The sequence below is a fragment of the Sphingobacterium sp. CZ-UAM genome, from assembly GCF_002000245.1.
In the GTDB taxonomy this organism is placed as follows: Bacteria; Bacteroidota; Bacteroidia; order Sphingobacteriales; family Sphingobacteriaceae; genus Sphingobacterium.
The window spans coordinates 511,768-527,957 of record NZ_MTCM01000001.1 but is presented as its reverse complement, the minus strand read 5'-3'; the positions used below and the strand labels follow the sequence as shown (position 1 = coordinate 527,957).

Sequence of the window (16,190 nt, the reverse complement as noted above, 5' to 3'; positions counted from 1 at the left end):
ATCTTTTGATTTGTAGAGAAAGGAAAGGTACACATGGACTCCCGCAGCGGGCATAATTACACAGCTAAGTATCCTCCGGTAGAAAAGGCCCTAAAGAGCAAAACTAAGTCAACTCTATTTTAGATATTTTATAAAAAACCAGTCCGTTGTCGAAATGATTTTATCCTTATTTCTTGCCTGTACCTTATATCGATGAACTTGTGCTCCGGCACCATCAAAAGTAACGGAATTGGATTGGGTTTTACCACTTATATACGGATAGAAATTAACGGCCTCCTTAAAACTAAGATGAGCATTTCCAGGACCGGAAGCATATTCAATAATTATCTCATAGTCTGTCGCTTTCGCTACTGGTGTCCATGCTATCTTGGTCGTGCGCGGAAAATGAGAAATTACCGCATAGTTTTCAGGTTCAATAATTTGCGCCACATTTGCATTATTATTTTCGGGGCTAATCATACTTTGTTTTGATACAGTAGGCTCAGCTCTCTGTTTAGATGTTACGAAATTTGGAAAAGACCAATCAGATCCTTCAATATTACTTAACTCTATTGTTTGACCATTCTTCAATAATTTCGTACCTGAACTAGAAGGCCCAAAATAGGTTTGGCCTACGATATATACATCATTGCCCGATACAGCCATGGAGGTCGGGCGATACCTATAAAAATCTGTCCCTTTGAGATCCGCAAGTAACTGTCCGTTTTTCCAACATTTACCCACATCTCCATTCTCTGCATAGCCGTTTCCATTGCTATCATCAAAACCTGCTACATATATATCATTGCCGGATACAGCTATGCAAGTAGCACAGCCCGCTATGGAGGATAGAATTTCGGTATGCCCGTTTTTCCAGTATGCAGCTCGTTCGCTTTGGGTTATACCTACAGCATAGGCATTGCCGTACAGTTGTGCAATGGTGGATACATATCTTAATTCATTGATTGTTTTTACTGCTTTGCCGTTCTTCCAGTATGCCTGTCCGGATTGATTATTCCCTATAATATAAATATCCTCACCCATAGCAGCTATGAGATTTGCACTGCTATGATAGGGGACACTTCTACCAGTTGAAGCATTGTATTCCATAGGAACGGGTAGAGCTATAGGCTGCCCGTTTTTCCAGTACATCGCCATATCTATATAGGCCGTACTATAAGTGTAGTCTCTATAGTAACCAGCCACGTATACATCCCCATTTATAACAGCGATAGAGTAAGCGGTATTGTAATCCCCTTCATCTTTACTAAACCTTGTTTCCTGTCCGTTTTTCCAAAATACAGCCTGTCCCCCAACATTCCCGGCAATATAGATATCATTCCCTACCACAGTGATGGAGGTCGCTTCTGCATCACTGCGTCCGTCAGTCAGCGCTACCGGCTGTCCATTTTTCCAATACACAGCAGTATGGCGTCTTGTACTTTTGTTGTAGCATGCTCCTGCTACATATATATCTACTTGTTTCTGGTTATTCTTACCATTCACTGAGTTCTGTTTGGAAACTGAAGACTTAGAGATCTGAGCATAAGAAGGAAAACTAAAAAGAAAACCGAAGACCGCACACCATCGTAATGGCAGCAAAATAGGATTTTTCATGGCGTAGATTTTATACTATTAAATTTATGCAAAATTTATGTTACAGTTCCCAAAAATTCTTCCTTTTTAAATGAATAGAGCCATTAAATTTCTCTTAAAATTTCTACGAACATAGAATACAGCGCCGGGATAAGATAGAATTAATATCCTAATAGACTTTATCACTTTCTATAAATACACTTCCTGACAAATAGTGCTCATCAACATTGGCCAGTACATAATCAATATCAAGAATATTAGGACGAGCTATAGATCCCTGCCCACAATACAAGCTCCTAATCCAGGTATCGACGTCCTCTACCCACACCGCTTTCCAGGTAATATTTTGTAGATCCTCGACATCAACAGGCGAAATCAGCACATTATACCCCATCGCTCGCAGAGCGCTCAATACCACTCGATTTATTTTGACAAATTTCATCTTCAAAAGCTATATACGGTTCTCTTTACTGTGGAACAGCAACTCGGCTCATATCGTTCTAAAAGTCATCACCTTTTTGATTAGTAACAGACCATAATACGACTTGATCTGACGGATAGCTTACGTCGGAAATAAGGGGGCTGTATGGCAGGGTACGCAAAAGGTCATATAAGCGCGCCACCACCTTGCTATCCGTCACTATAGAGGAGTCAGGTTCGGAAACACCAATACCACTGCGTTCGTAGTGAATACTTACGATATGGCTGGGCAAAAGTGGTAAAATAGGATCAAATGTATCATCGGTTTCCCATTTCGTCCCAAAGGATCGGTGTCGCTCGCAAATGAAGCTTTTTATTGATTATTTCCAGTTCAACCTCATCATTCTCATTTTGAACAGGTGGAATCACCAGGATATTTGCACACCTACTAATATAAATATAATTACATGTAGCCCTTTCATACCATAAGCCATTGTTTTTTTATTTAGCGTTTATATGTTGAATACTATTGAATAAGAGAGTTGGGAGCTACGTTAGGATATGTCGCTTTTCTGCTTTCTACTAACTTGTCCCTGTTATCATATTTTTTTATTTCACCGGTTGAAAACAGCTCGACCTCATAATAATCTAGTTGCCCATTTTTGTAGTAATATCGCATCTTTCGTGATTGGTCTGCGCTATTGCAATTTTTGCTGACAATAGTTCCATTCTCAAAATGTTCAGTACACCATGCCTTATCTTTGGAGTAGTAGCTATGTGTTGTTTTCTGTCCATTTTCATTAAAATAAATTTTTTCTTCTGTACCGGAATGATAAAAATATTCTGCTTTCCCATTTTCATAAAATAATCTTGTCGTTTTATTTATATGGTCGTTTTCCGATTTTACATTCCCATTCTCATAGTAAGTTGTCTCGACAGCATCAGAGAGACCTCCCCCAATTTTTAAAACGATTTTTTTGGCTAATTTCCCGGTTAGACGAAAATGTTGGACTACAAAAGCGGAGTCTTTCGTTTCAAAATGGCTGATAAGATGTCCTGAAGTATCCTTCAGATCTGTTTTAATCGCCTGCCCATTTTCAAAAGTAAAATACAAAGTATATAATTTCTTTCCTTTGGTTATTTGGGCTTTGGCGGTTTCCGTAAATTCATGTTTATCGTTTATTGTAAACCAAAACTTCTGATTTGTATTCTCCAAAAAATAGGCTCCTTTTTCGAGTATAATCACCTCCTTTTCACGATGTTCTGCATTTGCTTTTATTTCCAAAATACCAGAACCTTTTTCAAATTTCTCTAAATCCAAAAAATAGCGATCATCAAGTTTTTTCACATCTTGACCGTAGGCTGAAATAGCTAGAAAAAACAGGATGACAAGTGTAATAATTTGTTTCATTTTTACTGATGTAATAACTTTAAAGTGCTGATATATTGTCTTCAATCTATTTTATTGAAACAGCATGATTTTTCTGATCATTAAAAAATAAATTCGGCTTAAATCTAAGGCATTTTCTCATCGCAACAAATCACAATCTTATATTCGAAGGGCATATTTTATAATTCGTCTTGGTATGGTATTTATTTGCAATAATGTTCAACTTATTTTGTATCCCTGCTCTCTCCTTTTTCTTTCCGGCGAATATATAAGTCAAGAAGGTCTATGTCCGCGGTCCATGTTCTCACGGAAGTCGCTTTTGTTAACTTTTTCAAGTGTGGTATAGCGTTGAGCTAAATTAACTACTTATCTGATAAAAAGAAAAAGGCCGCTTGGACAGTATCCAAGTGGCCGTAACCATTGCTGCTTTTAATTGTACTATGTTCGTCAGAGTGCAAACATCTAAAGGTATTTTTAATTCTTTATAGCTTTGTCCGCGCCCCTTAGTAAAAAATACTGTCCCAAAAATCATACTATATAGACCGAGACTCAAATATTTATTTGAGCCTTTCCCAGCTAGCGATCCACCAGAACTTTCACTGATTCGCCATTTTGGTCAATATATGTAGTCTGCGTTTTAAATAGCTGATACCACTTTCGGAACGTACCTATAAAAACAAGCAGCATCAGCAGCATGGCCAATATCGCCAGTGAAGCTAATAGGAACTGCCCCTTGGGCAAATAAATATCCAACACCTGCAGATAGCCTGCCCAAAAGGTGATAGCGGCCATAAATACGCCTGGTAACGCCGTAAATAAGGCATATTTCTTCCTATTCATCCGAATAAGCATCGTCGTACAGACAATGAGGCCACAGGCAGCCAATAGCTGGTTGCTAATGCCAAACAAGGGCCAAATACTGCTTACATTACCGGTAAAAACAAGATAGCCCCAGGAAAAAGTGAAAAGAGCACTGCATAGCCAAACACCGGGTTTCCAATCTTTGTCTTTAAAAGCTGGAAAGACATTGCCCAGCATTTCCTGCAAAAAGAATCGTCCGACCCGCGTCCCGGCATCGATAGCCGTAAGGATAAACACGGCTTCAAACATAATGGCAAAATTGTACCAGTAAGCCATCACATCGTTCATAAAGGGTACTTTATCAAAGATATGGGCCATCCCTACGGCAAGGGAAACAGCTCCGCCTGTACGGCCATGGAGGTCTACTCCTATCCGATCTGAAAAATGCTGTAGATCCACGGCCTTTAATTCGGGATGCCGTGCCAGAAAATTTGCATAATCACTGACTGGCGTATTGATCGCAAAATAGTCGCCCGGTAGCAGGGTGCATGCTGCGATCAAGGCCATTAAGGCCACAAATCCTTCGACTAACATCGCGCCATAGCCTACAAATAGGATCTCTTTTTCAGTGCCCAACATCTTAGGTGTGGTGCCTGTGGCAATAATCGCATGGAAACCCGAAATTGCCCCACAGGCGATCACGATAAAAATAAATGGCAGCACAGGCCCGCCGATCACAGGCCCACCGCCGTGAATAAAATTGGTCAGCGCTGGCATTTGTATTATCGGGTGCACAAAGACAATGCCCACGGCCAGCATCAGAATCGTGCCAATCTTGAGATAGGTGGAAAGGTAATCCCTTGGAACAAGAAGCAGCCAGATGGGTAACACCGAGGCCAAAAATCCGTAAATAGCAATCGCGATCGAAATGGTCTTGACATCCCAATCAAAAAGGTTGTAAATGACCGGAATCTCCATCAAACGATGGCCTGCAATGATGCCTACGACCAATAATATCCCTCCTAATATACTGGCCAAGGTGACGGAGCCGGCTCTATACCGCATCAATAGTCCCATAAATATGGCAATCGGCATGGTCAGTATAATGGTAAATAAGGACCAAGGTGCCTCATGCATGGCGCTGATACAGGCTAGGGAAAGGCCTGCCAAGGTCAGGATCAGGATAAACAGAACGGCTATACCGGCTATACCGCCCACAACGGGGCCGATCTCCTTGGACGCAATGGTAGCCAGGCTCTGCCCTTTGTGCCTAACCGAAGCAAATAGCACGACCATATCGTGCACACCACCGCCAAGGACACAACCAATTAAAATCCAGAGTGCACCGGGAAGGTAGCCAAACTGGGCGGCAAGAACTGGCCCTACCAATGGTCCGGCAGCAGCTATGGCTGCAAAATGATGTCCAAACAACACCTTACGGTCTGTCTTGACGTAATCATGGCCATCGGCAAATTCGACGGCTGGCGTCGTGATGGCATTGTTGAGCCGGAGTACTTTCTGCGCCATAAAGACCCCGTAAAATCGGTAGGCGATTGCAAAAATTAAAATTGACGCAAAAACCAGCGTAAGGGCATTCATATGATCTAAATCCATCCTATATCTAGCATAATTCTATTTCAATATATTATTTTTTTTCCAATACTTGGCCCGAATCCAGCAGTTGTTTTTTTAACATGCCGTAATCCACGTGCTGCACAACTCCATCATTATCAAGAGCTAATACCGCAGCCACTCCTGCACTCTGCCCCAACACCATAAATACAGGCTCCATACGGATAGAACCAAAAGCAATATGTGAACTGGAGAGGCATACCGGAACGAGTAAATTGCTACATTCTTCGCTTTTTGGGATAATCGATCCATAGGAAATGGCGTAAGGTGCTGGCACATGGACACCGATATCGCCCTCATTCTGGACAAATCCCTCTTTGGTAACATAGCGTTGGACATTGTGCGAATCCAAGGTATAGGAGCCCATGCCAATCGGATCTTGTACTTTGCGCTTGCCCAGAATATTGTGTTCGGTCGTCACATAGTGTCCTAGCATCCGCCTGGCTTCTCGTATATATAATTGCCAAGGCCAATTGTCATTATCTTTAAACTCATCTTTTGCCAGCCCCCATTCGGCCATCTTTGTCCTGATTGCTGTTGGGACCGAAGGGTCATTGGCCATAAAATAATATAGGCCCTGTTGATACCGGCGATGGGCTTCGATAATGGATTGGCGTTCGGCATAGCTTGCTTCGGGATAAGCATAATTCATCCCAATAAAATCTGTGCTGAACGGACCGTGGTTATTGGCATCGGTCTTATGGTTGGGCACCAGATCAAATTTTTGAAAGGCTTCGTCCCAGCCTGCGCGGAATAAACGCTGCAGCAAGACATAATGCTGCGGATCGTAGGCAATAGGTTTGGCAAAGGGCTTCCGATTGCGAGCATCATTGGTCAGGCACATGCGGAAGCAATAGGCCTGCAGCTTCTGATCTGCTGCGCCATATTGCCCGGGATCTTGTGCTGAAACGCCAAATGCCAGGCCGCTGCTCGGATCTCCCTCGCGCTTGTAGGGGCTGATCTGAGCGATAAAGTGGTGCCTATGCTGAAAGACTCCGGTCTGAACACCATTCCACTGCTCCCCGTAGGTGTGGTTGGCCTCCCGCCCGATCGTGTAACTTACTTTGGCCAGCGCCATCAGATCACCTTCATAAGTGGCATCAATAAATATCTTCGCTGCATAGATCTTTCCGTCTACCGTTTTAATGGTCTTAATGGTTGTGCCGTCCTTAACGATAGCACTTTCCTCCCGATCTAAATATGCACCACGAACCACATCAATCTGATGATCACGCACCCAAGAATCGAAAATGTCCTCGGCTACATGGGGTTCAAAAATCCACATCGTCCGATGCGCACTATCCATCGCGACGGTGCCTTGCCCACGATTACCAAACGAGGCCCGGGATTGCCAATTCCAGCTCGACTCCTTGGAGTAATGGTCATATACATCCTGGTAGAATTTTTTGGCCAGGCCACCAATAACTGTTTTATTGCCGGTATCGGTAAAACCAAGTCCTCCCGAACTCAGACCTCCCAAATGCTGATCTGGGGATAAAAGAAGCACAGATTTGCCGGACTGCTTTACTTGCAATGCAGCGGTGATGGCTGCCGGTGTACCGCCGTAAACGACGACGTCTACCTTCTTGGTCGAATGCTGGGCCTCTACCTGCAGAAAAGCCAAGACAAGCACTAACTTTAACCCTATTTTTATCTTTTGCATATGGACTTACTTTTGGTCTGAAAAGGGAACCCACAAGATGGCATTTGCAGCCAATATGCCTTTTGCGTCCGAGGTAATCTCAACATAGGGCTTGCTTTTTCCCTTTTCAAAAGCATATTCGCCGAGCGCTACCCAAGTACTTGTGGTCTGTCCCAGGATATTGACTTCTTTAAAATTTATTGTTTTTTCGATCCTTGACTTCCCTGTATGGATAATGAATGTCCCGCTCGCGGGGCTCTCTGAAGTTCTAGGGAAATAGCTGTACAGCATATATTTTCCACCGGCAAAATCTTTGCCGGGCGTGAAACGGGCCATGGTCCCCGGGCTGCTATCGGCTTCCTGATAACTCATACCATAACCTTTTTTTGCGGATTTACGCCAAGTCCCTTTCAACATAACCTGATCTTTATCTTCTACATGAATGATATAATCGGCCCGACGGCCATCTGCCTTTGGGTTGTCGCGCAATATTTTTTGCACGCGTCTTATATCAACATCCTGAACGGCGATTTTGTTGTCAATCGCCTCGCAGGCTGCCACAGCAGCGGACTGCCCCAGCACCATAAACACAGGCTCCATGCGAATGGAACCAAAGGCGATGTGACTTGCCGACAGGCACACCGGAACCAAAAGATTATTGATCTCTTCTTTCTTGGGGACGATCGCTCTGTAGGAAATCGGGAAGGGAGAAAATCCGCCAACCTCAACGTTACCTTCATTTTTAACCATGCCATTGACGATCACTCGATCACAATTGTGCGAATCCATGGTGTAGGCAGCATAGCCTACCCCATCGGACACGACTTTCCGGCCCTGACAGTGGTCTTGGGTCATGACGACATCACCGATCATCCTTCTGGCTTCGCGGATATATAATTGCGGTGACCAATGTCCATTGTCAGGATATTCGTCTTTGGGGTAGCCCCATTTTTTGAATTCGCTTCGAATGGGCTCGGGCACCGAAGGATCGTTTGCGACAAAATATAATAGGCCTTTGGTGTAATCTTCATGGGCCTGGATAATCTCTTTCCGTTCGAAAAAATCAGCTTCGGGATAATGCCAGTTCATGCCAATCATATCTGTTGAAAATCCATTTCTGTTATTGATATCAGTCTTTCCATTGGGCATAAGACTCCAGATAAATACGTCCTGGATACTCTTCCAGGGCTGTATCTCCTTTTGCCGCTTTAAGAGTTCATATTTGGTTGCGTCGTAATTGTGGGGTTTGGTGATTGCTATTCTGTTTTCAGGGACATTGGTCAATGTGATCCGATAATTATAGGCTTGAACCTTGGCGTCTCCCGTTCCGTTTTCTTTTAAAGGCCCCGTATTGATCCCCCATAAAATACCGCTCCCGGGATCACCTTTTATCTTATAAGGATCTACACCGTCCGGAAACTGATGGCCATCAAGCAATTGCACCCCGTTAATGGTTTCGCCATAAGTGCTATTCGACTCCCGCCCCACGTGGAAGGACACGCCAGCTTTGGCCATAAGATCGCCCTCATAGCTACAGTCCATAAAGACGTTGGCTGTAACGGTTATATTTTTGCCTTCCCTGCTTTCACTCGGAAGCAGGGTTATGCTTTTGATGGAACGATGCGCCGTCTCTACGCCTGTCAAACGATGCCCCATCAGTGTTTGTGTGCCCGCATGTGCCAGATAGCCCTTAAAAATTGATTCCGCTACCTTGGGTTCAAAAACCCATTGTTCAAAACTGCCATAGTGCTTGCCCATTTTTCGGTAAAAATCAAGGGCGAGCCCGGTGACGACATATTTATTCCCGATATCCGTCTGCCCCAATCCGCCAGAACTGAGCCCACCTACCCGTGTGCCCGGATCAATCAGTAACACCGATTTTCCGGCCTGAGAAGCGGTGTAGGCGGCTATTACACCGGCTGAGGTGGCACCATAGATACATAGATCCACCTGTCTGTCGGTCTGCCCTTTGACTAAATGCCAAAACATAGTCAAAAGGCCAATGGTCATTAAAAGTGTTTTTCTCATCATCATTAGGATTTAATAGCCTGGATTTTGTTCCAGGTTTTTATTGGTTACAATTTCAATATTCGGGATCGGCCAAAGGTAATTCTTGTTGGGATCGAACTTGCGGAGCTCGATGACCCGCATGTCTTTCTGATTAGCAACATTTTTATAATCCACGTAACTATCTGCATCGATCGTCGGCGCATTGGCCAACAAACCTCTTGGAATGCGGCCATAGAAAGTCGAATTCATGAATTTATCGGCCAGTTTCCAACGTCTCAAATCGACCAGACGAAAACCCTCATTGGCCAATTCATAAAGTCTTTCTTTGCGTACGATCTCGCGCAGCTCCATTTGCGTTTTACCGCTAGGAATTGCTGGCATGTCAACGCTAGGACGCTGCCGAATACTGTTGATCGCATCATACACCGTTTGGTCGATCTTATTACTTTCGATCATCGCCTCGGCATATATCAACAACACTTCGGCATACCGGCTCTGAATAATATTTAACTCCGATTCCATGGTAAAGTCCTTGTCTTTGATATCGACATATTTTTTCCAGCAATAACCAGAAAAGGTCGCATAGGCATTGATCGCGTCCTGATTTTGGATGCGTACTGCCGAAGAAGTATTGTAGGTGTAGTTCCAGCAGGTTATGCTATCCTTATGGGTCTCAAACTGAAAACCAAAAAACGTGCTGCCGGGAAGTGCAATGGTATACCCCAGACGCGGATCCCGATTGGCGAATGGTTTTTTAGGATCAAATCTGGGCGATTTATCAATGGCAAATCCGTCGGTACAGAGATAGCTATCAACAACGGATTGTGAAGGAATTTTGTTGGAAGTTCCCTGTGCGTTGCGCGACAGAAATCCGCGCGTAGCACTGTGGGTCTTTGTTTTTTGTAATCGTAGGTACTGAAAAGCAAAAATAATCTCCTTGGATGCCTCTCCATCATAGGTAAACAATTGGCCGAAGTCGGGGTGTAAGGCGTATACTTTCAGGTCCATGACTTCTTTGGCAGAACGGGCTGCTTCTTCCCACAGCCCATTATTGAGTGCTGCCCGAGCCCGTATGGCCAAAGCCGCTCCTTTGGTAGCGCGTCCTACATCTGCCGAGCCATAGCTCACCGGCAAGATAGCGGACGCTTCAGCAAGTTCTTTGAGGATGAATGCTGCAATTTCGGCCTTTGCTGTTTTAGGGACGTTGGCATCCGCGAGGCTCAGGCCGCTCGTCACTAAAGGCACTCCGCCAAAATAATCAATCAAATATTGGTAGACATAGGCCCGGATAAACTGTGTCTCTGCTTTATAACGCTTTTGAAGATTGGCGTCCATCTTTCCATCCAACTTCTGGATATTGTCGAGTATAAAATTACATTTGCCAATGACCTTATAGGAATTGGTCCAGATATTCCGGATGTAACCATTGTTGCTGTCGTGATCGCCTCTTCCCACAGCCTGTAAATCAGAGGTATTACGGTCCCATCCAATATCGGTCACATCATCAAGTGTGAGGTTGATAGGCATCTCATCCGTGGGATGAAATGCCAGGGCACTGTACAAACCATTGACAACCAAGGTCAACTCATCCTTATTTTTAAAATAATTTTCGTCCGAAGGACCATCCAAGGGAGATCTGTCCAAGTATTTTTCGCATGCCCCCACCAAAAGGAGAGCTGCAATCGAAAGAATATATATCGCGAGTTTATTTAGAGTTTTCATACATGCCAAGTTTATAATGTAATATCCAATCCAAAAGAATACACCTTTACCTGTGGATAAAAGTTACCATAGCCTACAGGTGCTTCGACGTCATAACCATCCCAAAACTTGTCTACGCTGAATAGATTTGAGCCATTGACAAATACCCTAAACCTATTCAATCCGATAGACTTTAGCAGGTCTGCCTGGAATGAATAGCCGAGCTGCAAATTCTTCAGCCGAAGGTAGGCGGCATTTTTCATCCAAAACTGGGAGGACTGCTGATTGTTATTCTGTCCGAAAGCCAGGCGCGGATATTTTGCCGCAGTATGGTCCGGCGTCCATCGGTCTTTATTGTCCTCACGGATCGTTCCGCCAATTGCTCCCGTCGTTGTAAAAGGTTGTATACCGGCACCATAGAGGTAGCCGTCGGCTTTTCCCACACCTTGTAACAGAAAACTGAGGTCGAATCCTTTAAAACTGACGTTGGAATTGAGCGAATAGGTATATCGTGGAATCGTACTCCCGATAATGACCTTATCGGATTCATTAACTACACCATCGCCATTTTGATCGCGATATTTGAGGTCTCCCGGGGCCAAGGTACCAAACTGTGTGGCATGTGCTTTCACTTCATCGGCCGTCTGGAAAAAGCCTTCCGAAACATAGCCAAAGATCGAGTTAATGGGATAGCCTTCCCGATTGACCGTCAGACCAGTCTGATTGATTCCCCGCATATCCAACACTTTGTTTCTGACATCAGAGAGGTTAAACGTAAAATGATATTTAAAGGCTTTGCCCGGATCACTCCGATAGCCCATGGAGAGTTCCCAACCTTTATTTTCGACCACGCCCGCATTTTGATAAGGCTTATTCAATCCAATGATGAGCGGGATGTCCAGCTGTAATAATATATCACTGGTTTTTCTGTTGTATAGATCTGCGGTAATAGTCCATCGCTTAAATAAGGTAAGATCAATTCCTATATTTTTCTCCTCTGTAGACTCCCATGTAATATTAGGATTGGACATATCATTTAGCGCTGCCGTGTTGACGATGCCATTGCCCAATGTGTACGAACCTAGGTTTAAAGATGCCACAGCCGGATAGGTCCCGATATTCTGATTTCCCAGTTTACCCCATGATGCCCTGATTTTTCCCTCTGTAAGCCAGCCCTTGGATGCGGTTAGGAACTGCTCCTCAGAAAAACGCCATCCTGCAGATGCCGACGGAAAAAAGCCATAACGATTACCTTTGGCAAACCTGGATGAACCGTCATAGCGTGCATTGAGCTCCAAAAGATAACGATCTTTGAAAACGTAATTGATCCGGGAAAATAAGGATTGTAACGCCCATTCGGAAGCACTTCCCGTAGCTGACTGATTCAGTGCCGACCCCGCATTAAGCACTTCATAGTCAGGGAGAACGTAGGTGTCCCTAAAACCCTGCGAGTAATCAATCTTGTAGTCTTCCCGCGAACCGCCAATCAACGCTTTAAACTGATGTGAGCCAAAATCCTTGTTTAGCGTAAGGGTCGCTCGCATATTATTAAAAAGTTCTTGGCTATTATACTGGGTAAGCGCTGTACGCACTGGGACCGAAAAGCTCGGCGTGCCATCGGGAAAATACGACTGTACTGCTTTTCGGAAATTCTTATTTACCTGCGTCGCATATTTCGGTGCATAATTGACCTCGGCAGTCAACCATTCTTTGGGTCTGTAGATCAATGATGCGTTGATACTACCAAATGGACTTTTGTTGGTAGCAACACCACCGTCAGCAGCAGCCGAGACGGGATTATTACCATTCCAACCTAGTCCCCAGGTACCATTGGAATTTCTAAAGGATTGATTGGCAGGAATACTGCTCATCCACTGAAAAAGCTCTTCAATGCTCGCTGCGGGTGAGGTAACGATCGGATTGACGTATTGAAAGTCAAATTTAACAGCAAGCTGATCTGAGAATTTAACATCCACGTTGTTGCGGATCGTATAGCGCTTAAACGAACTATTCAGTGTCAACCCCTTTTGGTCGAAATAACCTACCGAAGTCAGCATTTTTACCTTGTTTGTGCCTGCATTGACTGTCAGAAAATGGCTTTGCTGAAATCCATTCCCCTGCAATGATTCCTTTTGCCAATCGGTATTGGGATACTCGTCCGAACTACCATTACCCTGACTACGATAGGCGGCAATGATATCCTCCGGATACAATGGGCTTGCACCAACATTGGTATAAGCTTCATTAGTCAGCAGCATATGATCCAGGGCATTGACGATTTTGGGCATATTGGTCGCCGACTGCCAGCCGAAATAATTATTGTAGGCAATAGCGACTTTATCCGAACTTCCCCTTTTGGTCGTGACCAACACGACACCATTGGCAGCTCTAGAACCGTAGATCGATGCGGATGCGGCATCTTTTAATATGGAAATATTCTCTATTAAATTGGGGTCGATATTATTGATGGAGCCTTCGATCCCATCAATCAGCACTAAAGGTGCCGCGTTGCCAAGTGTACCGATACCGCGGATACGGATATCCGCGCCGTCAGCCCCCGGCTTGCCGGAACGTTGTGTGACGGTTACTCCCGAGGCCATGCCCTGAAGGGCCGAAGACGTTTGCCCTGCGGGCCTATTGTTCAGATCTTCTCCCGATACGGCGGAAACAGCGCCCGTCAAATTGACCTTTTTCTGAACACCATAACCGACGACAACAACTTCCTCTATCATTCCGGTGTTTGGTTTCAAACGGATAAGCACGGTGTTTTTGCTGCTAGCGGTAGCCACAAAATGCTTAACAGAATCCGTATCGTAGCCGAGATGGTGGGCATAGATCGTATAATTTTCGCCAGCAACAAGCGGGGTTAAAACAAACAATCCGTTGTTATCGGCCACAAAGTGGAGTTTTTTACTGCTCTTTTCGTGGATAAGATCAATAGTAGCGCCGGGTAATGTATTACCGTCGTTGTCTACTATTTTACCATTTACTCTCAGGTTTGATTGCGCAAATCCTACAGAAAAGTATGGAAATAGCAATCCCACGAGCATTAATTTGATTAGAATATGCTTCATAATTGTTTACAGTTGATTACTCTGATTTATATTGGTTTATTTTTTCCGCGTCGGGTTGATTCTATCCTACTGTTCGTCCTCCTTTCTTCCCGAATTACTGATGTTGACAATACCATTGTTCACTTGGAATGTACAACCGTTCAATTGGCAGAAGCTGGTCAAGAAATTGGTTAGCGATTCTTTGCTATTTAAACTTCCTGTAAATGAACTGTTGAGTAAATCAGGATTATCGCATATAATCGAAACATCATAAAGGCTTTCGATTACTCGTAAGAGTTGAATGTTTTTAGTTTGATTAAATTTGACAGACTGATTAGTCCATTCTACATTGGCGGTTAGATGCGGAATGAGTTTTCTTAGCTCCTTATCCACACGGGCAGGCTGAGATTTTGTCAATTCGGGCTCCGAAAACTTAATCATCTGCTGAAGTTTTAAGTTAACCAATACTTCTTCTTTTGGTTGGAGGTATATTAAATTTCGGCTATCGGCCGTAACTGATCCGACAGAGATTTTGCCCTCCATTAGTTTGATTAATACATGATCGGCATCCTTGGGGTCTACGCTGAATATTGTGCCTAAGGCAGTGGTCAAATATCCGCTGTAATTGACTTGAAAAGGCGCATTTTTGTTTTTGTGCACCTTGTAAATAACGCGACCTTGCAGCTGCTGTACATCGCGGTGGCCTTGGTCACTATATTCAAATCCAATTTTAGCCTGTGGATAAAGGATAACAGTGGTGCTATCAGGGAGCTGAGCATAGATCGTATAGGCATTTTTATTTTCATACCAAGTAATCTGGTCCTCTATGGAGGTAGAGAAATTTTTCAAAAAGAGAACCGACAGTACGCAGAGTAGAACGGCGGCACAGGAAGCCCAGACCCAGGGGCTTATGCTCCGGATTAGTGCGGGCTTGGGCGGATCTAGGGCATAGATATGATCGAGCACTTTTCGATGAACAAGGCTTAAATCTGGTAAGTGAACCTGTTGTAATGCTTGTCCTTCATCCTGATCCAGCAACTCAGCGATCCATGATTCCAGAATTGCAGCATCCATCTCGGCCATTTCGTCAAAAAATGACTCATAATACTGCGCATCCAAGCGGTTGTGGATATACGCCAATAATTGATCTTTAAAGGATTTCTCTTTCAAAATTTTCTATAATTAGTTCAATACATTGCTGTATTTGTTACTCTATACGTTTGGCAAAGAGAATCACACTATTGCTTTTTTATTTTTTTTTATAGCTTAAATAAAAAGGCCGCAAAAAGACTGATTATATACTCATCTCGGTAATTTTCCTGAATATATTTTTTGATATCTTTGAGTGCGCTGACCAATTGATTGCTCACTGTAGATACTGAGATGCCCAGTAAATCGGCTATTTCTTTATAACTTTTTTCCTCAAATTTATTGAGCATCAGAATCTCCTTTCGTTTGGGGCTTAGGGAGTCGATTGCATTGTTCAGCATCTGTTGTTTATCTTTGAAAAACAGTTTTTCTTCGGTATGATAATACAGTTCTATGGCTGAAGCCCATATTTCCAATTGAAGTGCCTTGTCTCTTTGCACTTTTCGAAAAAAATCCATGGCCAAATTATCCGAAATATGATTGAGGAATGAGACAAATCCTTTATTAGGGTCAATTTTTTCACGTTGCAGCCATATTTTGGTAAATACTTCCTGTAGGATTTCTTCTGCAATAGCCTGATCTTTGACCAGTTTGATCAATCTAATATAGATCTTTGGCGAATAATGGAAATAAATTTCATTAAACGAATTGAGGTCTCCATTTTTAAGTTTTTCCAGTATAGCAGCTTCTTTAGGAGATTTCATTTGGCAAATTCATATAATTGGAACGAACGACGATGAACATAATGATAAATTTACTAAATCTAAATCATTGGTACCCTAAATAAAATTTTATATTTCCTATTGATTGGCTTGCT

The 16,190-nt window shown here is 43.5% G+C and carries 10 protein-coding genes; all 10 read right to left on the bottom strand.

Features of this window, described 5'->3' with window-relative positions; genetic code table 11:
* Positions 1 to 114: 114 nt before the first annotated feature.
* The 10 genes from BWD42_RS02145 to BWD42_RS02100 all read right to left on the bottom strand — a co-directional run bounded on the left by BWD42_RS02145 (position 115) and on the right by BWD42_RS02100 (position 16,077).
* Positions 115 to 1,596, bottom strand: coding sequence for a hypothetical protein (locus tag BWD42_RS02145; RefSeq protein ID WP_077432826.1), 1,482 nt, complete (start codon positions 1,594 to 1,596; stop codon positions 115 to 117).
* Between the two features lie 148 nt (positions 1,597 to 1,744).
* Positions 1,745 to 2,017, bottom strand: coding sequence for a hypothetical protein (locus tag BWD42_RS02140; RefSeq protein WP_077432825.1), 273 nt, complete (start codon positions 2,015 to 2,017; stop codon positions 1,745 to 1,747).
* 504 nt (positions 2,018 to 2,521) lie between these two features.
* A complete protein-coding gene (locus BWD42_RS02135) occupies positions 2,522 to 3,406 on the bottom strand; it encodes a hypothetical protein (protein ID WP_077432824.1) in 885 nt (294 codons plus the stop codon).
* Positions 3,407 to 3,961: 555 nt separating this feature from the next.
* Positions 3,962 to 5,800: a carbon starvation protein A gene (locus tag BWD42_RS02130; RefSeq protein ID WP_175991931.1), complete on the bottom strand. Its 1,839-nt coding sequence runs from the start codon at positions 5,798 to 5,800 to the stop codon at positions 3,962 to 3,964.
* A 31-nt stretch (positions 5,801 to 5,831) separates the two neighbouring features.
* Positions 5,832 to 7,481 carry an FAD-dependent oxidoreductase gene (locus BWD42_RS02125; protein WP_077432823.1) on the bottom strand — a complete coding sequence of 550 codons (1,650 nt, stop codon included), beginning with the start codon at positions 7,479 to 7,481 and terminating at the stop codon, positions 5,832 to 5,834.
* 6 nt (positions 7,482 to 7,487) lie between these two features.
* Complete coding sequence (locus BWD42_RS02120; protein WP_254846158.1) at positions 7,488 to 9,494, bottom strand: FAD-dependent oxidoreductase; 2,007 nt, start codon at positions 9,492 to 9,494, stop codon at positions 7,488 to 7,490.
* Positions 9,495 to 9,500: 6 nt separating this feature from the next.
* The gene (locus BWD42_RS02115; RefSeq protein ID WP_077432821.1) at positions 9,501 to 11,192 is read right to left on the bottom strand and encodes a RagB/SusD family nutrient uptake outer membrane protein; all 1,692 of its coding nucleotides are present in this window, start codon (positions 11,190 to 11,192) and stop codon (positions 9,501 to 9,503) included.
* Positions 11,193 to 11,203: 11 nt separating this feature from the next.
* Complete coding sequence (locus BWD42_RS02110; RefSeq protein ID WP_077432820.1) at positions 11,204 to 14,245, bottom strand: SusC/RagA family TonB-linked outer membrane protein; 3,042 nt, start codon at positions 14,243 to 14,245, stop codon at positions 11,204 to 11,206.
* Between the two features lie 66 nt (positions 14,246 to 14,311).
* Positions 14,312 to 15,394 (bottom strand): FecR family protein, encoded by a 1,083-nt coding sequence (locus BWD42_RS02105; protein ID WP_077432819.1) that lies wholly within the window; start codon positions 15,392 to 15,394, stop codon positions 14,312 to 14,314.
* A gap of 89 nt (positions 15,395 to 15,483) precedes the next feature.
* Positions 15,484 to 16,077, bottom strand: coding sequence for an RNA polymerase sigma factor (locus BWD42_RS02100; RefSeq protein WP_077432818.1), 594 nt, complete (start codon positions 16,075 to 16,077; stop codon positions 15,484 to 15,486).
* Between the last annotated feature and the right edge of the window lie 113 nt (positions 16,078 to 16,190).